Genomic DNA, 19,163 nt, shown 5'->3' on the forward strand with positions numbered 1-19,163 from the left:
GTCTCCGCCCTGCGCCTTTTCCTAGGCGGGGGCCTCCTCTAGCCAGCTGCGCAGGACCTTCAGGTTCCAGGCGTCCTCCTCGGGGCTTCTAGGGGTTTCCAAGATGAAGACCCGGTTCCTGAGCCGGGGGTCCAGGAGAACGCGTTTAAGCCCTTCCCCGATCTGGCCTTGGAGAAGATGGGCATGGTGGTCTATGCGGCTGGCTAGGCCCCCCACGGAATCGTTGAGGTGCACCACCGGCACCCGCTCGAGGCCCACGAGGCGGTCCAGTTGGCTCAAGACCTCCTGGGGCTCCTCCCTCACGTCGTACCCGGCGGCATAGGCGTGGCAGGTGTCCAGGCAGACCCCCAGGGGGGTGTCCTTTAGGAGCCAGGCCAGCTCCTCAAACCGGGCCCCCACCTTTTCCCCGCCTCCGGCGGTGTTCTCCACCAGGAGGGTGGGCCGTTCCTTTACCCCGGTCAGGCGCAGGGCCTTTAGGAGGCCCTCTTTTACCCGTTGGGGGTCTCCTGAGCCTGGATGGACCACCACGTACTCCAGTCCCAGGATGCGGGCCTTTTCCAGGTCGTCCGCCAGGCTCATCACGCTCTTTTCCCAAAGCTCCCCCTCCGCCCCCAGGTTCACCAGATAGGAGGCATGGATCACCCCGGGAAGTTCCCCGGCCATTTCCCGCAGGGCGCGGAAGGTTTCCACCTCGCTTGGGGAAAGGGCACGGGTTTTCCAGCTACGGGGGCTTTTGGCGAAGATCTGGAAGGCGGAAAGGCCCAGGGCCTGGGCTTCTTCCACGGCCCCGGCCACGCCCTTTTTCCCGGCGATGGAAAGGTGAAAGCCATAGCGCACCATCTCACTCCTCCAGCACCTCCACCCGTACCCGGGTGGCGGAAAGGGCCCCAATGGCCTTGGCGGCGGCGTAGGAGAGGTCAATGATGTACCTGCCCCCAAAAGGTCCCCGGTCGTTGATGCGCACCACCACGCTTCTGCCGTTTTTTAGGTTGGTGACCCGCACCCGGGTGCCGAAGGGCAAGGAGGGGTGGGCGGCGGTGAGGGCGTGCATATCGTAGACCTCCCCGCTGGCCGTGCGCTTCCCGTGGAATCCCGGGCCGTACCAGACGGCCAGGCCCTCCTGGAAAAGGGAGGCTTTCTTGGGAGGGTCCTGCGTTCCCACCCTAAGGACCTGCCCCGGGTGAATCAGGTCCGAGGTGAGGCCGTTTAGCCCCTTTAGCTCTTCCACGCTCAGGCCGTGGGCCTTGGCGATGCGGTAAAGGGTGTCCCCCTTCTGTACGGTATAGGTCTGGGCCAGGGCACCGGAGAGGAAAAGGGCTAGGACCAGGGCGCGCACCTAAACCTCATGCCAGCCCCGGGGAAAGCGGGAGAGGAGTTCCATCCCCGTATCCGTGATGAGGACAAGCTCCTCTATGCGCACGCCCCCTTTCCCCGGTAAGTAGACCCCGGGCTCCACGGTGACCACCATGCCCGCCTCGAGGGCCTCCTCCGTGTAAGGGGAAAGCCCCGGCCCCTCGTGCACGGCAAGCCCCACCCCGTGCCCCAGGGAGTGGACGAAGTAGCGGTCCAGGCCAAAGCGCCTTAGCTCCTCCCGGGCCAAGGCGTCCAGCTCCTTGGTGCTTTTGCCTGGGCCTAAGGCGTCTAGGACCCTTTCCAGGGTGGCCAGGGTGGCCTGGAAGGCCCGCTTGAGTTCCCCGTCCACCCTTCCCAGGGCCACGGTGCGGGTCATGTCCGAGTGGTACCCCTCCACCTCCGCCCCCAGGTCCAGGGTGACCAGTTCCCCGGCCTCGAGGGCTTTCCTCGAGGCCCCGGCATGGGGCAAAGCCCCCCGTACCCCCGAGGCCACGATGGGAGGGAAGGCCACCCCAGCCCCCCGGCGTTTCAGGAAAAACTCTATCTCCAAGGCCACCTCCCGCTCCAAAACGCCGGGCTTCAGGAGGGTGAGGGCGTGGGCCAGGGCTTCTTCCGCCAGGGCCTGGGCCTTGCGGATCCGCTCCACCTCCTCCGGGGTTTTCTTAAGCCTAAGCCGTTCTATGACCCCCTTGGTGGGCACCCACTCCGCAGGGGCGAGCTCCCGCAGGCGCTCCAAGGAGGCGTAGGGAAGGTGCTCGGCCTCAAAGCCCACCCGGCCCCTGAGCCCCCTCAGAAGGGCCTCTTTTTCCTCCCGCTTCAGCACCTTAGCGGGGATGCGGCTTTCCCGCTCCGCCTCAGGGTAGCGGGGGTCGGTGAGGAGGAAGGAGCCTTCCCCCATGACCAGGACCTGGGCGTCCTCGGGGTGGGGAAAGCCCGAAAGGTAGCGGACGTTTTCCGGGCGGGTGATGTAGAGGGCATCCAGCCCCAAGGGCTCTAGGAGGGTCTTGGGCTCCAGCACGGGGCCTACTATACCACCCGTTAACCCTCTTCCAGGTTCACGCCCGGGTACAGATGGTCCACGGTCAACTCCAGAGGGGGACAGGGGAGGGGAAGGCTCTCCCCTGGCCCCAGGCGGGGGTAGGTCCCCTTGTCTTCTTCCCGCAGCTAGGCCTCGAGGCCTACCCGACGGCTATCCACCAGAAGATACGCCCGCAGCGAGGGTAGGCGCAGATAGTGCCATAGCTTTTCCCCCGACCCAGATCCTCCGTGCTCTCCGAGAGGATTTCCAGCAAAAGGCCGGGGGCTTCCTCGTAAAGGGAGGGGGAGGGACCGCACGCCACCATGAGGTCGGGGTAAAAGACGGTATCCTCCGACACCTTAAGCCTACGCTCCACTGCAAAGGCCTCACACCCTTCCTCTAGGGCCTTGGGCCCCAGTTTTAGGAGTAACCGGGTCAGGATCTGATGGTGGGCCCGGCCTGCTCCCGCCATGGCCCATAGGGTTCCCTCCACCAGATGATGCCGTATGGGGCTTTTCTCCTCCAGCCTTAGGTAGGCCTCGAGGCTAAGGGCTTTCCGGGCGGGCTGGCCCATGGCCCTATCCTAGCCTTTCCAGGCTAAAGCGCACCCGGCCTTCCTCGTCCTCCAAAGAGGTGGTGTGACCGGGGAAGAGGCCTGGCCCAAACTCTAGGGCCAAAACCTCCTCGGCGATCCAGCCGCCATAGCCTTTCAAGGCTTCCAGATAGGCGCCTTCCGCCTCGTAGCCCACCCGGATGCGGTCGGAGACCTTGAGGCCCATCTCCTTGCGGGTCTGCTGCAGGTGGCGGATCAGGTCCCGGGCCAGCCCCTCAAGCTTGAGCTCCTCCGTGACCCGCACCTCCAGGGCGGCCACGTACCCGTCCTTTTCCAGGGCCTCATACCCCTCGGGGGCCTGGGCCTCGAGGAGCACCTCTTCCGGCTCCAGGACCACCTCCTGGCCCTCCAGGGTTAAGGGCACCCTTTCCCCTTTGAGGACCAGATGGGCCACCCTGGAGGCCTCCTTCTCCAGGGCCTCCCGGATCTGGGGAACGAGCCTGCCGTACTTCTTGCCGAGGAGCCTAAGGTTGGGCAAGACCCGGTAGCGGAGCACCTCCTCGCCGGGCTCTAGGACCCTTACTTCCTTTACGTTGAGCTCATCGGCCATCTCCGGGGCGAAGTGCCGGAGGCCCTCCCTTTCCAGGGCGCTAGGGGCGGTGACCAGAAGAAGGGGTAAGGGGATGCGGGTCTTGACCCCGCTTTTGGCCCGGGCGGAACGGGCCAGGTCCACCACCCTGAGCACCGCCCGCATCTTGGCCACCAGCTCCTCGTCCAGTAGCTTCGGGTCCACCTCCGGCCAGTCGGAAAGGTGCACGGAAAGGGGAGCTTCTGGGCTTACGGAGCGCACCAGGTTCTGCCAAAGCACCTCGGCCAGGAAGGGGGTGAAGGGGGCGGAGAGCTGGCTTACCGTGACCAGGGCCTGGTACAAGGTGGCGTAGGCGGATTCCCGGTCCAGGGGGTCCTCGTTTTTCCAGTAGCGCCGCCGGCCCCGGCGCACGTACCATTGGGAGAGGTCCTCCACCACAAAGTCCCGGAGGGCGCGGCTGCTTTGGGTGGGGTCGTAGGCCTCGAGGGCCTCCGTCACCCTTTGGATCAGGTCCTGAAGCCGCGCCAGAAGCCAGCGGTCCAACTCGGGCCGTTTCTCCACGGGAGGCGGGTTCCTGAGGTCCGGCCGGTCCAGGTTGGCGTAGGTCACGAAGAAGCTATACACGTTCCAAAGGGTTAAGAAGTAGTCCCGCACGGTTTCCCGCACCAGGTTGGGCCCAAAGCGGCGGTCGGCCTCCGGGGGTGCGGAGATGTAGATGTACCACCTTAAGGCGTCCGCCCCGAACTCCCGGATGATGTCCCAGGGGTCCACCACATTCCCCTTGGACTTGCTCATCTTCTGTCCCTTCTCGTCCAGGATGAGGCCGTGGCAGATCACGTTCTTGAAAGCAATGGAGCCGAAGAGCATCACCCCAAGCTGGTGCAGAGAGTTGAACCAGCCCCGGGTCTGGTCGATGCCCTCGGCGATAAAGTCCGCGGGGAAGGACTCCTTAAACTCCTCCTGGTTCTCAAAGGGGTAGTGCAAGGAGGCGAAGGGCATGGCCCCGGAGTCGTACCAGACATCGATCACATAGGGTACCCGGCGCATGGTGCCCCCGCAGGCGCACTTTAGTTCCACCTCGTCCACATGGGGGCGATGGGGGTCAAAGGGTTCGGGAAGGGGCCGGGTGGCCTTTTCCCTAAGTTCTTGGATGCTGCCGATGGCCTCTTCTTTGCCGCAGGAGGTGCAGGTCCAGATGGGAAGGGGGGTACCCCAGTAGCGGTTGCGGCTAAGGGCCCAGTCCACCAGGTTCCTGAGCCACTCCCCGTAACGGCCCTCCTTGATGTGGGGCGGAACCCAGTTGATCTCCTGGTTCTTCTGGATGAGGGCTTCCTTGAAGAGGGTGTTCTTGATGAACCAGGTCTCCGTGGCGTAGTACATGAGGGGGGTGGAGCAGCGCCAGCAGTGGGGGTAGTTGTGGAGGTAGCTTTCCTCCCTAAAGAGGAGCCCCCGGGAGCGCAAATCCTTCAGGATGGCCCGGTTGGCCTCCCGGAAGAAGAGGCCCCTAAAGGGTTCCACCAGGAGCTTTCCTTCCTCGTCCACCGTCTTGAGAAGGGGAAGGCCGTAGGCCCTGGCCGTCTCCAGGTCCTCGGCGCCAAAGGCCGGGGCCTGGTGGACGATGCCCGTGCCCTCTTCCCGGCTCACGTATTCCGCCAGGACCACGAAGTAGCCCTTTTCCAAAGCGCTTGGGTATGGGGGTTCGTAGGCCAGGCCTTCCAGGTCCTTTCCCGAAAAGGTCTTGAGGATGGGGGTTTCCTCCCCGAGGAGCCTTTTCCCCAGGGATTCCTCGAGGATCACCGCCTCCTCCCCCACGGCGAAGGCCCCATAGGTGAACCCTGGGTGGACCGCCGCGGCCACGTTCCCGGGCAGGGTCCAGGGGGTGGTGGTCCAGACGAGGAGGCTCGCCTGTTTCAGGCCCAGTTTTTCCGCCTCCTTAAGGGGTAAGCGCACGTAGACCGAAGGGTCGGTGATCTCCTTGTAGCCCAAGGAGAGTTCATGGGAGGAAAGCGGGGTGCCGCAGCGCGGGCAGTAAGGCACCACCTTTTGATCCCGGTAAAGGAGCCCCCGGTTAAAGAGCTCCTTCAAGCTCCACCAGATGCTCTCCACGTAGGTGGGGTGGAGGGTGGCGTAGGCGTTTTTTAGGTCCACCCAGTAGGCGATGCGTTCCGTGAAGGCCTCCCACTCCTTCTCGTAGGTGAAGACCGACTCCCGGCAAGCTTGGTTGAAGCGCTCAATGCCGTAGGCCTCAATCTCCCGCTTATTCTTAAGGCCCAGCTTCTTCTCCACCTCCAGCTCCACGGGCAGGCCGTGGGTGTCCCAACCGGCCCGGCGGGGCACGTAGTAGCCCCTCATGGTCTTATACCGGGGGAAGAGGTCCTTGTAGCTGCGGGCTTGAGCGTGGCCTACGTGGGGCATGCCGTTGGCGGTGGGGGGGCCCTCATAGATGGTGTAGCGGGGTCTTCCCTTGCGGTTTTCCACACTCTTTTCAAAGATACCTTCCCGCTTCCAGAAGGCCAGGATCTCTTCTTCCAACTTGGGAAAGTGGGGTTCGCCGACCTCCTTGAACATACCCTTCCTCCTCTTAAAGCAAAGCCCGCGCCCTCTGGGCGCGGACGAAAGCCAACTGGGCTTCCGCGGTACCACCGCGCTTCCTGGGAGGAGCTCCCAGGCCCTCTTTGGGCGCTGTCACGGGCGCACCCGGCGGGCATTACTCAGGGCCTTGGCCCCTTTCCTCCCGCGGCTCCGGGGTGATCTTCCCGCCTCTCCTCACCACCGGGCTTCCACCCTCCCCGGCTCGCTTTGGGCTATTGGAAAGGGGTACTCTCCCCATCCTCGCCTTTACACCTCCCGCCTCCTGGGGTAAAATCCCCCGTTGGCGGCTAAGCCCATCCTAGCAGCCCTTCCCCTTCCTTGACAACGCCCCGGTTGGGTCTGCTAGAATCGAGCTAAGCCGGTCCGCTTCCCGACAAAAGGAGTGCTCATGGAGCTGTACTTGGATACCGCCAACTTGGAGGAGATACGGGAGATCGCTGCTTGGGGAGTGCTCTCCGGGGTGACCACCAACCCCACCCTGGTGGCGAAGGAGTATGCGGGTCGCGGAGCCAAGCTGACGGAGGAGGTTTTGTTCGCCCACCTACGGACCATATGCGAGGTGGTGAAGGGGCCCGTGTCCGCAGAGGTGACCACCTTGGAGGCGGAGGCCATGGTGGCGGAAGGACGGCGGCTTGCGGCCATCCACCCCCAGATTGTGGTCAAGCTGCCCACCACCGAGGAGGGTTTGAAGGCCTGCAAGCGGCTTGCCGCTGAAGGGGTTAAGGTTAATATGACCCTGATCTTTTCCGCAAACCAGGCTCTTCTGGCGGCCCGGGCAGGGGCAAGCTATGTCTCCCCCTTTTTGGGGCGGGTGGACGATATCTCCTGGGATGGGGGAGAGTTGTTGCGGGAGATTGTGGAGCTGATCCAGGTGCAGAACCTGCCGGTGAGGGTCATCGCTGCCTCCATCCGCCACCCCCGTCATGTTACGGAGGCCGCCCTTTTGGGGGCAGACATCGCCACCATGCCCTACGGGGTGTTCAAACAGCTACTCAAGCACCCGCTTACGGACATAGGCCTTAAGCGCTTTATGGAGGATTGGGAGAAGGTCAAGCCATGAGGAGAAAAGCGGAGATCCATCAAGAAGCGCCCCTGACTTACCAGGAACTTGCGACCAAGATCCTGCCAGAGCTTCACCTCCTGGCCCAGGAGGCGGGGATCGAGAACTACAAGCGCATGAAGAAGGACCAGCTCATCATGGCCCTCCTGGAACGGCAGACCCAGGGGGAGGGCTTGCAGCTGGTCAAGGGGTACCTGGAGATCAGCCCGGATGGGTATGGCTTCATCACCGAAAACCTGTACAACCTGGAATCCAGGGTCGCCATCGTGTCCGCCGGGCTCATTCGCCAGTATGCGTTAAGAAGCGGGGACTACATCGTGGGCCGGGTACGGCCGCCCCGGGAGAACGAGCGCTACGGCACCCTCCTTAAGGTGGAGGCGGTGAACGACCTGGACCCCGAAGCGGCCAAGAACCGGCCCCGCTTTGACGAGCTCATCCCCCAGTTCCCCGACCGGCAGATCAAGCTGGAAACCACCCCCGACGAGCTCTCCACCCGGGTCATAGACCTTCTTGCCCCCATTGGTCGGGGCCAGCGGGGGCTGATTGTGGCCCCGCCCAAAGCGGGTAAGACCACCCTCCTTAAGAAGATTGCCAACGCCGTCTTGAAGAACGAGCCCGACATCAGGGTGATCGTGCTCCTCATTGACGAGCGGCCGGAGGAGGTCACGGACTTCCGGGAAAGCGTCCAGGGGGCCGAGGTCATCGCCAGCACCTTTGACGAGCCGCCCCAGAACCACATCCGGGTGGCGGAGTTCGTGCACGAAAGGGCCAAGCGCATCGTGGAGGAAGGGGGGCACGTGATGATCCTTCTGGATTCCATCACCCGCCTAGCCCGGGCCAACAACCTGGTGACCCCGCCCACGGGCCGCACCCTTTCCGGCGGTTTGGACTCCGCGGCCCTCTACTTCCCCAAGCGTTTCCTGGGGGCAGCCCGCAACATCCGGGGCGGGGGTAGCCTCACCATCCTGGCCACCGCCTTGGTGGAGACGGGAAGCCGCATGGACGACGTCATCTTTGAGGAGTTCAAGGGGACGGGGAACATGGAGCTCCACCTTTCCCGTCGCCTCGAGGAGCGCCGCATCTTCCCGGCCATAGACATCCTGAAGTCCGGTACCCGTCGGGAGGAGCTCCTGTTGGGTGAGGAGGTGGTCCACAAGATGTGGCTTTTGCGCAAGGTCTTGGCGGACATGGATCCGGCGGAGGCCATGGAGATGCTCCTCGCCCGCTTGGCGCGCACCAAGAACAACAAGGAGTTTCTGGCTTCTTTGGCTGCCCGCTAGGCGGGATTCTTCCCTGGGGGGCGGGGTTTCCGCCCCCCAGCGTCCTTTGCCCCTTGCATTTGCCCCGCTTGCCCCTGGTATAATCCCCCCGAGGTTGGGGTTAGGTTCGTTTGGAGGTGGGCGTTGCGGGGAATATGGGGAAGTTTATGGCTTTTGGTTTCCTCTTTGGCCTTCGCTAAGCTGCCTGTTCTTAGCCCCCTTCCCCTTCCCGAGAACACGGTGGAGGTGGGCCGGGCGGCCAAAAAGGGGTGGGTTCTCTACGTGGTCAAGCCTGGGGATACGTTGGCAGGGATCGCGGCCCGCTATGAGGTAGACCCCAAGCACATCATGTGGTCCACCGGCTTGCAAAGCGACCGCTTGCAACCTGGGCAGCGGATTCTTATCCCGCTGACGGCCGAAAAGGAACGTCCTCCCCGTATACCTCCTGGAGTGGAGACCTACCGCGTTCGCCCGGGAGATACCCTGCAAAGCGTGGCTAGCCGGTTTGGAATATCTATCCTGGAACTGGTTTCCGCCAATCCCTCTTTGGAGAGCTTGGATCGCTTGGTGGCAGGTGGTGTCTTGTACGTTCCTAAAAAAGCCAAGGGCTTGCTGGTGGCCTTGCCCGAGGGGGAAACCTTGGTGGACCTGGCGGCCCGCTTTGGCCTTTCTCCGGTGCAGGTGGCCCGAGCCAATGGGGTGGAGAACCCCACGGAGCTTCGCCCTGGCGATTTGGTACTCCTGCCCGGTATCCAGGCCAAGACCACCTACCAGCGCCTTTTGGCCAAGCAGGAGGAGGAGCGCAAGGCTCGCCTCGAGGCGGAACGCCGCCGCCAGGAGGAGCTTAGGCGCCTAGCGGAGGAGAGGCGCAGGCAGCAAGCCTTGGTCCAGCGGCAGACCCGGCAGGTGCAGCAGGCCCAGACCCAACAGCCCCAGGTACGCCGGGTGAGCTACCAGGAAGGGGGTATGCGCTGGCCCCTTTCGGGGTTCCGCATCACCACCTACTTTGGCCAGCGGGGGGCTTTCCAGCGCTACCACACGGGGATTGATCTGGCAGCGCCCCATGGTACCCCCATCGTGGCCGCCAAGGCGGGCCAGGTTGAGGTGGCGGGTTGGAGCTCCATGGGCTATGGTTTCCACGTGGTGCTGGACCATGGAGGGGGGGTGGAAACCCTGTACGCCCACATGTCCCGCATTGCGGTGCGGCCTGGCCAGTGGGTGGAGGCCGGGCAGGTAATCGGCTACGTGGGCTCCACGGGATGGTCCACGGGTCCCCACCTGCACTTTGAGGTACGGGTGGGCGGGGTGGCCCGTAACCCCTTGGCCTACCTCCCTTAGGCGTACGTGAGCGGACCGGGGGCCTTTGGGCCCCCGGCTGCTGTTGGCTTGACCCTCTGGGCGGTAAGCTGGAGGATGGAGGACGGGATGGAGAAGGGAACCTTCCAGATCAAGACCGGCTTCGCCGAGATGTTCAAGGGCGGGGTGATCATGGACGTGACCACCCCCGAGCAGGCGATGATCGCCGAGGAGGCAGGGGCGGTGGCGGTGATGGCCCTGGAGAGGGTGCCCGCCGACATCCGGGCCCAGGGGGGGGTGGCCCGCATGTCCGACCCCAAGGTGATCAAGGAGATCATGGCCGCGGTTTCCATTCCCGTGATGGCCAAGGTGCGCATTGGCCACTTCGTGGAGGCCATGATCCTCGAGGCCATCGGGGTGGACTTCATTGACGAGTCCGAAGTCCTTACCCCCGCGGACGAGGAGCACCACATTGACAAGTGGAGGTTCAAGGTGCCCTTTGTGAACGGGGCCCGGGACCTGGGGGAGGCCTTAAGGCGGATCGCCGAGGGGGCGGCCATGATCCGCACCAAGGGGGAGGCGGGCACCGGCAACGTGGTGGAGGCGGTGCGCCACGCCCGCACCATGTGGAAACAGATCCGCTATGTCCAATCCCTGAGGGAGGACGAGCTGGTGGCCTATGCCAAGGAGATCGGGGCTCCCTTGGAGCTGGTTCGCTGGGTCCATGAGCATGGCCGCCTCCCGGTGGTGAACTTTGCCGCTGGCGGCATCGCCACCCCCGCCGACGCCGCCTTGATGATGCACCTGGGGATGGATGGGGTTTTCGTGGGTAGCGGCATCTTCAAGTCCGGTGATCCCAGGAAGCGGGCCCGGGCCATCGTGCGGGCGGTGACCCACTTTAACGACCCCGAGGTGTTGGCCGAGGTTTCCGAGGACCTGGGTGAGCCCATGGTGGGCATCAACCTAGACCAGCTTAAGGAGGAGGAGCGCTTGGCCAAGCGGGGCTGGTGAGGGCATGGCCAAGGCGGTCTGCGGGGTTTACGAGATCCACCCCGAGCGGGTGGCCAAGGCCCGTGTCGGCTTGCCGCAGGAGGGGGTGCTTAAGGAAGCTGCTCTCCTCCTCAAGGCCTTGGCCGATCCCACCCGGATGCGCCTTCTCTTGGCCTTGAGGGCGGCGGGGGAGCTTTGCGTGTGCGACCTAGCCCTTTTGGCCGGGGTTTCGGTTTCTGCGGTAAGCCACCAGCTCAGGCTCCTGCGCCAGGCTAGGCTGGTGGCCTTCCGCCGGGAGGGAAAGCAGGTCTATTACCGCCTGGCGGACGAGCATGTGGAGCGGCTTCTGGATGGGGCTCTGGAGCACGCGGCAGAGAACACTTGAATAGCTGCTCAAACGATGCTACCCTGGGGGCATGGAGGCCCCCAGGGTTCGCGTGTTCCAGGTGGAAGGGATGGACTGCGCCGACTGCGCCTTGAAGGTGGAGAAGGCCCTTTCCCGGGTTCCCGGGGTGGTGCGGGCTGAGGTGAGCTTTGCCAGTGGGAAGGCCTATCTCCACCTCGAGGTTCCCCAGGCGGAGAAGGAAGCCGAGATGGCGGTGGCCGCCTTGGGTTACCGCCTGGTTCCAACCCAGGTGTCGGAAATCGGGGGACAAAAGGAAAGTGGGGCATGGACCCCCCGCCTTCCCGGGCCTTGGGCATGGGCCTTGGCTTCGGGAGGGCTTCTCCTTGGAGCCTTTTTGAGTTCCCGTTTTGTACCGTCCTTGGCCACCTGGGCCTACGCTTTGGCCGCCTTGGTGGGGGTGTTCCCCTTGGCCCGTCGGGCGGCAGCCCTATTCCGGCAAAACCCCTTCAGCATGCAGGCCTTGGTCACGGTGGCCACCTTGGGGGCTCTGTTCATCGGCGCCGAGGCGGAGGCCGGCTTGGTGGTCTTCCTCTTTCTGGTGGGGGAGGTGCTGGAGGCCTACTCCGTGGCCCAGGCCAGAAAGGCCCTTTTTGCTTTGGGAGAGCTTCTTCCCCAGAGGGCCTACCGCTTGAAGGAGGGCGGGTTGGAGGAGGTGCCCCTGAGCGCCCTTGAGGTGGGGGACCTGGTGCGCGTGCCCCCGGGGGAACGGGTCCCCGCCGACGGGGTGGTGCTGGCGGGAGAAGGGGCTGTGGAGGAGGCGGCTTTTACGGGGGAACCCTTGCCTCAGCTTAAGGGGACAGGGGACCGGGTCTATGGGGGTAGCCTCCTGGTGGAGGGAAGCCTGGTCCTAAGGGTGGAGCGCCTGCCCAGGGAAGGTTTCCTGGCCCAGATGGAGCGCATGGCCGAGGAGGCCTTGGCGAAGAAGAGCCAGGTGGAGCGGGTGGTGGACGCCTTCAGCCGTCGTTATACGCCAGCGGTGCTTTTCTTGGCCGGTGTGGTGGCCTTCATCCTGCCCCTTTTCCAGGGGGATTTCCTAGGACATGTGTACAAGGCCTTGGCCCTCCTCCTCATCGCCTGTCCCTGTGCCTTGGTGGTTTCCGTGCCGGCGGCGATCGCCGCCGGGGTGGCCCGGGGGGCCCGGAGCGGGGTTCTCTTCAAGACGGGGGCCGCCTTGGAACGGTTGGGCAGGGTAACCTTTGTGGCCCTGGACAAGACGGGTACCCTGACCCTCGGGCGGCCCAAGCTGGTGGAGGTGGTTCCCTTTGGGGTCTCCCGGGAGGAGGCCTTGGCCCTGGCCAAGGCGGTGGCCGAAGGCTCAGGGCATCCCCTGGCCCGAGCGGTGCGGGAGGCGGAGGGTGTGGCCTTACCCGGTGAGGGGCATCGCACGCAACCTGGCCTGGGGGCCTTTGCCCGGATTGGGGGGCAGGAGGTGGGCTTGGTACGCCCCGAGGTGGCGGACCTTCCCGAGGGCCTAAGGCGGCAGGTGGAGGCTTGGGAGGGGTATAGCCTGTCCCTTTTGCTGCGGGAAGGTGAGCCCTTGGCCCTCCTGGTTTTCCAGGATGAACCCCGGCCCGAGGCTAGGGAGGCCATAAAGGGCCTTCGCTCTTTGGGGCTTAAGCCTTTCCTTTTGACCGGGGACCGAGAGGCCTCGGCTTTGGCCTCGGTTGCCGAGTTGGGGCTTTCGGTCCACGAGGTGAAGGCCGGCCTTTCCCCCGTGGACAAACTCCGGTTGGTGGAGGAACTGTCGGAAAGGGGTGGGGTGGCCATGGTGGGGGATGGGGTGAACGATACCCCTGCTTTGGCCCGGGCCACGGTGGGGCTGGCGGTGCTGGAGGGAACGGAGGCTGCTTTGAGGGCTGCTGATGTGGGGCTTCTTTCCCTCACGGCCCTGCCCAGGGCCACACGCCTAAGCCGCAAGACCTTGGGGGTGGTGGGGCAGAACATCGCTTTGGCGCTGGGCTTCAAGGGGTTGGTGCTCATCACTACCCTGTTGGGGTATACAGGGCTTTGGGCTGCAGTGTTGGCAGACAACGGGGCCTTAGTGTTGGTGACGGTGAACAGTTTGCGCCTCCTGTGGAGCCGGGTATAGTCGGGACATGCCGAAGCGCCGTTACGCCGGGTTACTGGAGCAGTTCCTGGAGAGTGAGGCTAAAGGGGGGTTGGTTCTTTTCTTGGCCGCTCTTCTTGCCTTTATACTGGCCAACTCTGCGGGGGCTTCAGGCTATTTTGGGTTGCGGGAAATCCCGGTGGGCCTGCGCTTTGGGGGTTTCTCCTTGGAAAAGCCCCTGCTTCTTTGGATCAACGATCTCTTGATGGCCCTTTTCTTCTTGCTGGTGGGCTTGGAGCTCAAGCGGGAGCTGGTTTTCGGTGAGCTTAAAGACCCAAAAAGGGCAGGGCTTGCCTTGGCGGGTGCGTTGGGGGGGATGGCGGTACCAGCCCTTCTGTACCTCATGCTCAATCCCAGTATGCCCGAGGCCCGGGGTTGGGGGGTGCCCATGGCCACCGATATCGCCTTTGCCCTCGGGGTGTTGGCCTTGGTACCCCGGGTACCTCTGGGCCTAAAGCTTTTTCTCACTGCTTTGGCCATTGTGGACGACCTGGGGGCCGTCTTGGTAATCGCCATCTTTTACACGGGGGGCTTAGAACCCCTACATCTGGGCTTGGCGGCCCTAACCTTGGGGCTAGGCCTGCTCCTAAACCGCATGGGGGTCTGGTACCTGTGGCCGTACATGCTCCTGGGATTGCCCCTTTGGTATTTTGTCCTCCAGTCCGGCCTCCACGCCACCTTGGCTGGGGTGCTTCTGGCCTTGGCCATTCCTTTGCGGCGGGCTAGACCCTTCCAAGGAGCTACTTCTGCCCAAGATCCGGAGGATCTGGAGGGGGAGCTGGAGGGCCTCGAGGAGGAGGTGGAGGAGGCCCAAAGCCCTTTACACCGCCTGGAGCACACCCTGCATCCCTGGGTAGCCTTTGGGGTCTTGCCGGTTTTTGCCTTTTTAATGCCGGGGTTGCCCTGGGAGGGTTAGGACTCGGCCCGGTGGCCTGGGGCGTAAGCTTGGGCCTTCTTTTGGGAAAGCCCTTGGGCATCTTCCTTTTTTCCTGGCTGGCCTTGCGGTTGGGTCTGGGCGCCCTGCCCGAGGGTGTGAACGTAAAGTCCATGGTGGGTGTGGGTTTGTTGGCGGGCATCGGCTTTACCATGGCCCTCTTCATTGCGGGCCTGGCCTTTGAAGGGGACCTTTTGGACCAGGCCAAGGTGGGGGTGATGGCCGCCTCCTTATTGGCCGGGCTTTTGGGCTTCACTCTGGTGCGGGCTTCCCTTGACAGGGGCCGGGTGTAGGTCCAGGATGAGGGGCGTGGTTGGCGTTTTGGCCCTACAGGGGGATTTCCGCGAGCACAAGGAGGCATTGAAGCGGCTTGGGATCGCGGCCAAGGAGGTGCGCAAGAGGGAGCACCTGGAGGGGGTTAAGGCCCTCATCGTGCCCGGCGGCGAGTCCACCACCATCGGCAAGCTGGCCCGGGAGTACGGGATTGAGGAGGAGGTGCGAAGGCGGGTAGAGGAGGACTCCCTTGCCGTCTTCGGCACCTGTGCTGGGGCCATATGGCTTTCCCGGGAGATTTTGGGTTATCCGGAGCAACCCCGGTTAGGCGTGCTGGATGTGGCCGTGGAGCGGAACGCCTTCGGCCGCCAGGTGGAGAGCTTTGAGGAGGACCTGGAGGTTTGGGGCTTGGGGCCCTTTCACGGGGTCTTCATCCGGGCCCCCGCCTTCCGCCACCTGGGGGAGGGGGTGGAGGTGCTTTCGGAACTAAAGGGGCTTCCGGTGTTGGTGCGCCAGGGGAAGATCCTTGCCAGCGCCTTCCATCCCGAGCTCACGCTGGACCCCAGGCTTCACCGCTACTTCCTGGAGATCTCGGGGGTGGTCTAGGGCCGCATCCGGGTGTACATCCTTGGGAAGGGTATGGCCTCCCGCACGTGGCTAAGGCCAGAGATCCAGGCCACGGTGCGCTCCAGGCCCAACCCGAAACCCGAGTGGGGTACGCTGCCGAAGCGCCTTAGGTCCAGGTACCAGTCGTAGACTTCTTCGGGTAGCCCAAACTGGCGGATCTTTGCCTTTAAGAGCTCCAGGTCGTGGATCCTTTGGCTTCCCCCGATGATCTCCCCGTAGCCCTCGGGGGCCAGAAGGTCGTCGTTCAGGACCAGCTCCGGGTCCTCTGGGTCGGGCTCCATGTAGAAGGCCTTGATGCGGGCGGGGTAGCGCTCTATGAAGACGGGCCGGTCAAACTGGCGGCTGATGGCGGCCTCGTGGGGGGCCCCGAAGTCCTCCCCGTAAGGGAGGGGGGGTACCTCGGGGTCCTTTTCCGCCAGCCGGCTCACCAAGGCCACGGCTTCCTTGTAGGTGAGGTGGGGGTAGCGGCCCTCGGCGGCGGGCTCCAGGGCCTTGGGGTCCCGCCCAAGCATCTCCAGCTCCTTGGCCCTCCTTTCTAAAACCCGGCCCACCAGATGGCTCACCAGCTCCTCCTGCAAGGCCATGTTCTCCTCGTGGGTCATGAAGGCCACCTCGGGTTCCACCATCCAAAACTCCAGGAGGTGGCGGCGGGTCTTGCTCCTTTCGGCGCGGAAGGTGGGGCCAAAGGTGTAGACCTTGCCGTAGGCCAAAGCCCCGGCCTCGGCATAAAGCTGCCCGGACTGGGAGAGGTAGGCCTTTTCCCCGTCAAAGAGGTCCACCTGAAAGAGCTCGGTGGTGCCCTCCACCGCACTGGGGGTGAGGATGGGGGCGTCAAAGCGCAGAAAACCCCGCTCGGCGAAGAAGTCATGGATGGCCCTTTCCAGCTCGTCCCGGATGCGCATCACCGCAAAGGGGCGGCGGTGGCGGAGCCAAAGGTGGCGGTGGTCCATGAGGAAGTCAATCCCGTGCTCCTTGGGGCCGATGGGGTACTCCCCCTGGGGCAGGCTTACCACCTCGAGGCTCCTCACGGAAAGCTCAAAGCCTCCAGGAGCCCGTTCGTCCCGTCGCACCAGGCCGAAGACCCTTAAGGCGGTTTCCTGGGGTAGGTGGTCCGCCTGCTCAAAGACCTCCTCCGGCACCTCCCCCCGGAAAAGGGTGGCCTGGAGGAAGCCGGTGCCGTCCCGGAGGATGAGGAAGTGGATCTTGCCCTTGGAGCGCTTTTGGTAGAGCCAGCCCCTAAGCTCCACCTCCTGGCCCTCGTGCTTGGCGATCTCGTGGATGAAGACCCGCATACCCTATCTATCCTAAGGGGCCTAGGGGCGTTTACCCCGTGTTTACCTGGGGCACCTACACTGGGCTTTGGAGGTGAAGGAGATGATTAAACGGTGGCTCTTAGGGCTTTTGGCAGCGGCTTTTGGTCTTTGGGGCCTCGCTAAGGAGGATCAGGGCGCCTGGGCTGAGGTCTATGCGCATGGCCGGTTGGTAGCCGAGGGAAGCTTGGAGCAGGCTTCTTCCCTCCAGCTTCAGGCCCAAGGAGGGGTAGAGGTAAAGCTCCACCTGGAGGGGAAGGTGTACACCTTTACCGTGGCCCGGATGGGCAAGACCCTCGGGGAGACCAAGGTCTGGCTCAACGGCCAGATGATGGCGTTGGCCAAAGCGGCTGCCGAACTCCAGGCGGCCCAGGAAGGAAAGAAGGACTTGGCCGTCTTTTGGAAGGAGGGCCGGGTGGTGGGTTTGGTGGAGGTCAACCCCAACGCCCGGGTATCCCCTGAGGGGGCAACCGAGGTGACTCTCATCATCCACGGGCGGGAGCGCACCCTTCAGGTTTACCATGCAGGGAGCACGATGGTGGACGTCAGCGTTAACGTCGACGGTCGGGTAAGGGGTTTGCTGGAGGTGGCCCACGAGGCTCAGGTGGGAGGAGTCTCCCAGGGAGAGGGAGCAAATGGGGCTGAGGGGCGCGGCCAGGGAGGGGTGCATCTGAGGATCGGGATTGGCATTGGCGGGGGCAGGTAAACAGGTTGTCCCGGCCCCCCTTGACCTCGAGGGGGGCCGGGTTTTGGAATGGGAAAGGCGTGCGCATCCTGGTGGTGGAGGACGAGCTGGACATTGCCGAGCCTGTAACCCTCTTTTTATCCCGGCATGGATATGAGGCGGTGTGGGCCGGCAACCAGGAGGCTGCCTGGGAGGAGTTTTTGGCGGCCGAACCCGCCATGTTGATCCTGGATGTGATGTTGCCCGAGGGGGAGGATGCGGGGTTCCGGTTTGCCCAACAGGTGCGTGAGGGGGGGTATTCCGGTCCCATCCTCTTTCTGACAGCCAGGGATTCCCTGGAGGACCGGGTGGCCGGGTTGAACCTGGGAGGGGATGATTACCTGGTCAAACCCTTCGCCCTGGAGGAGCTTCTGGCTCGGGTTCGGGCCCTTCTTCGCCGGGAGGCCCAGCACAAAGGAGGGGGTTGGCAGCGCGGGGATCTCAAGGTGGATTTCCTGGCGCGGAAGGCCTACTGGAAGGGGAGGGAGGTTAGCCTTACGGTAAAGGAGTTCGCCCTGTTGGAGACCCTATGCCTGAATCCCGATCGTCTTTTTGCCCCCGAGGAGTTGGCGGACCGTCTATTTCCGGGGCGTGATACCGCGGTGAGAATGGTCCGGATCTACGTTCACCGCCTTCGGCGGAAGCTCTCTCCAAAAGTGGTGCGTACGGGGGCAGGAGGGTATGGTCTGGGGCTTTCGCAGTAGGTTGCTGCTGGGGGTAGGGTTGGCGGTGGGGGTTTCGGCTCTGGCCCAGCTGGGCCTGGGGTATTGGGCTTTGCTGCGCACCTCGGAAGCGGTGGCCCAAAGGGAGCTCCTCCTCTTTGCCCAAAGCCTCTATCAGGCTTTAGACTTTACGGGGCCTTTACCTACCCTTAAAGCGGAGGGTTATAACCTTCTCCTGCCCTTTTCGGGGGGCAGGGCGCGGGTTACCAGGGAAGGTCGGATATACCTCAGCTATGGCGGTCCCTTCCCGGTTGCTTCCCCCTTGGGGGAATACCGAACGGAGAGCGGTTGGATAAGCCGAGCCTGGGCCTTGCCGCAGGGGTACGCCTTGGAGGTGGCCCTTCCTGTTCCCAGCTTAGGGTACGCGCTAGGAGCGAGCATTTTGGCCTTTCCCTTAGCCTTAGCCTTGGCCTTAGGCCTTACCTTTGCCCTCTTGAAGAGCCTGCTCCGTCCCCTTGGAGAGTTGGCCCGGGCCACAGAGGCCCTTTCCCGGGAGCGCTTTCCAGAGCCCGTGCCGATTCCTGCAGGGGAGGATGAGCTTGCCACCTTGGCGTGGAGTTTTAACCGCATGGTGGAGGCGGTGAGGGGTTTTTTGGAAAGGGAGCGGGCGTTTACCCGCCACGCGGCGCACGAGCTGAGGACGCCCGTGGCGGCCCTGCGCAGCCAGCTGGAGGCTTTGGAGCAAGGTCTGGTGTCCCAAGAGCGGGCTCTCCCCCGTCTGAAGGCGCAGATTGCCCGCCTCGAGGGCCTTTTGCGGGACCTGCTGGCGTTGGCGCGGGGCGAGATGACCCGGGAGCCCGTTCGGCTGAGGACCCTCCTGGAGGAGCTTGGTCGGGAATGGCCGCGCCCGGTCTTCCGGGTGGAGACGGAGGGAGAGGTCTGGGGACCTCCCGAACTCCTGCGCCAGGTGGTGGCAAACCTGTTGGCAAACGCGTTTCGCCACGGCTGCCCTCCGGTGGAGGTGGGGTTATGGGAGGAGGGGGAGTGGGTGGTCCTCAGCGTGCGGGACCACGGCCCCGGGGTGCCAGAGGCCCGGATACCCGCGCTGGGTAGCCCTTTTCAAAAGGAACCTTCCTCCCCCGGTTCGGGTTTGGGCTTGGCCTTGGTGCGTCAGACGGTGGAGCGGCTGGGGGGCAGGGTCCGGTGGGGAAACACCCAGCCTGGTTGGCAGGTGGATATATGGTTGCCCAAGGGCGCTCCGTAAAGGGTTGGGCGGTGGTGCTTTGGTTCTTAGGGTGGGGGTTGGCTTTAGAGCTGCCTCCCCTGCCCCTTCCCCCTGTGCTTCCCCCCCGCCCGCCTTCTCTTCCCCTACCCGGTACCCCCTCCCCTTCCGACCAGGCCCCGCAGCGC

16 protein-coding genes and 1 pseudogene are annotated in these 19,163 nt (G+C 64.0%); 11 read left to right on the forward strand and 6 right to left on the reverse strand.

Annotated features, from left to right (window positions below; genetic code table 11):
* Positions 1–21: 21 nt before the first annotated feature.
* The 5 genes from nfo to ileS form a co-directional block, all read right to left on the reverse strand.
* On the reverse strand, positions 22–840 hold the full coding sequence (gene nfo / locus L0D18_RS00305; RefSeq protein WP_243026676.1) for an endonuclease IV: 819 nt from the start codon (positions 838–840) through the stop codon (positions 22–24).
* Between the two features lies 1 nt (position 841).
* Positions 842–1,336, reverse strand: a complete 495-nt coding sequence (locus L0D18_RS00310; protein WP_243026677.1) for a septal ring lytic transglycosylase RlpA family protein — start codon at positions 1,334–1,336, stop codon at positions 842–844.
* Positions 1,337–2,368: a M24 family metallopeptidase gene (locus L0D18_RS00315; RefSeq protein ID WP_243027023.1), complete on the reverse strand. Its 1,032-nt coding sequence runs from the start codon at positions 2,366–2,368 to the stop codon at positions 1,337–1,339.
* 163 nt (positions 2,369–2,531) lie between these two features.
* Positions 2,532–2,945 carry a Uma2 family endonuclease gene (locus L0D18_RS00320; RefSeq protein WP_243026678.1) on the reverse strand — a complete coding sequence of 138 codons (414 nt, stop codon included), beginning with the start codon at positions 2,943–2,945 and terminating at the stop codon, positions 2,532–2,534.
* A 4-nt stretch (positions 2,946–2,949) separates the two neighbouring features.
* On the reverse strand, positions 2,950–6,081 hold the full coding sequence (gene ileS / locus L0D18_RS00325) for an isoleucine--tRNA ligase (RefSeq protein ID WP_243026679.1): 3,132 nt from the start codon (positions 6,079–6,081) through the stop codon (positions 2,950–2,952).
* Positions 6,082–6,493: 412 nt separating this feature from the next.
* On the opposite strand from ileS, the gene fsa reads away from it, so the two are divergent.
* The 8 genes and pseudogenes from fsa (at position 6,494) to pdxT (ending at position 15,036) form a co-directional block, all read left to right on the forward strand.
* Positions 6,494–7,165, forward strand: a complete 672-nt coding sequence (gene fsa, locus L0D18_RS00330) for a fructose-6-phosphate aldolase (RefSeq protein WP_243026680.1) — start codon at positions 6,494–6,496, stop codon at positions 7,163–7,165.
* Complete coding sequence (rho, locus tag L0D18_RS00335) at positions 7,162–8,445, forward strand: transcription termination factor Rho (protein ID WP_243026681.1); 1,284 nt, start codon at positions 7,162–7,164, stop codon at positions 8,443–8,445. Before fsa ends, rho begins: the two co-directional genes overlap by 4 nt.
* Before the next feature lie 123 nt (positions 8,446–8,568).
* Entirely contained in the window at positions 8,569–9,762 is a 1,194-nt protein-coding gene (locus L0D18_RS00340) for a M23 family metallopeptidase (RefSeq protein WP_243026682.1), read from the forward strand.
* Positions 9,763–9,849: 87 nt separating this feature from the next.
* Positions 9,850–10,731, forward strand: coding sequence for a pyridoxal 5'-phosphate synthase lyase subunit PdxS (pdxS, locus tag L0D18_RS00345; protein WP_243026683.1), 882 nt, complete (start codon positions 9,850–9,852; stop codon positions 10,729–10,731).
* Between the two features lie 4 nt (positions 10,732–10,735).
* On the forward strand, positions 10,736–11,095 hold the full coding sequence (locus tag L0D18_RS00350; RefSeq protein ID WP_243026684.1) for an ArsR/SmtB family transcription factor: 360 nt from the start codon (positions 10,736–10,738) through the stop codon (positions 11,093–11,095).
* 31 nt (positions 11,096–11,126) lie between these two features.
* Positions 11,127–13,205 carry a heavy metal translocating P-type ATPase gene (locus L0D18_RS00355; RefSeq protein ID WP_243026685.1) on the forward strand — a complete coding sequence of 693 codons (2,079 nt, stop codon included), beginning with the start codon at positions 11,127–11,129 and terminating at the stop codon, positions 13,203–13,205.
* A gap of 7 nt (positions 13,206–13,212) precedes the next feature.
* Positions 13,213–14,450 (forward strand): annotated as a pseudogene (nhaA, locus tag L0D18_RS00360) (Na+/H+ antiporter NhaA).
* Positions 14,451–14,457: 7 nt separating this feature from the next.
* Complete coding sequence (gene pdxT / locus L0D18_RS00365) at positions 14,458–15,036, forward strand: pyridoxal 5'-phosphate synthase glutaminase subunit PdxT (RefSeq protein WP_243026686.1); 579 nt, start codon at positions 14,458–14,460, stop codon at positions 15,034–15,036.
* Here the strand turns inward: pdxT and asnS are convergent.
* Positions 15,033–16,349 carry an asparagine--tRNA ligase gene (gene asnS, locus L0D18_RS00370; RefSeq protein ID WP_243026687.1) on the reverse strand — a complete coding sequence of 439 codons (1,317 nt, stop codon included), beginning with the start codon at positions 16,347–16,349 and terminating at the stop codon, positions 15,033–15,035. The genes pdxT and asnS overlap by 4 nt on opposite strands.
* 82 nt (positions 16,350–16,431) lie before the next feature.
* On the opposite strand from asnS, the gene L0D18_RS00375 reads away from it, so the two are divergent.
* The 3 genes from L0D18_RS00375 to L0D18_RS00385 are packed head-to-tail and all read left to right on the forward strand — an operon-like array spanning position 16,432 to position 19,017.
* Positions 16,432–17,073 (forward strand): hypothetical protein, encoded by a 642-nt coding sequence (locus L0D18_RS00375; protein ID WP_243026688.1) that lies wholly within the window; start codon positions 16,432–16,434, stop codon positions 17,071–17,073.
* A 59-nt stretch (positions 17,074–17,132) separates the two neighbouring features.
* A complete protein-coding gene (locus L0D18_RS00380; protein WP_243026689.1) occupies positions 17,133–17,795 on the forward strand; it encodes a response regulator transcription factor in 663 nt (220 codons plus the stop codon).
* On the forward strand, positions 17,773–19,017 hold the full coding sequence (locus L0D18_RS00385; protein WP_243026690.1) for a sensor histidine kinase: 1,245 nt from the start codon (positions 17,773–17,775) through the stop codon (positions 19,015–19,017). The genes L0D18_RS00380 and L0D18_RS00385 overlap by 23 nt, the downstream gene beginning before the upstream one ends.
* The last annotated feature ends 146 nt before the right edge of the window (positions 19,018–19,163 follow it).

The organism is Thermus albus (assembly GCF_022760855.1).
In the GTDB taxonomy this organism is placed as follows: domain Bacteria; phylum Deinococcota; class Deinococci; order Deinococcales; family Thermaceae; genus Thermus; species Thermus albus.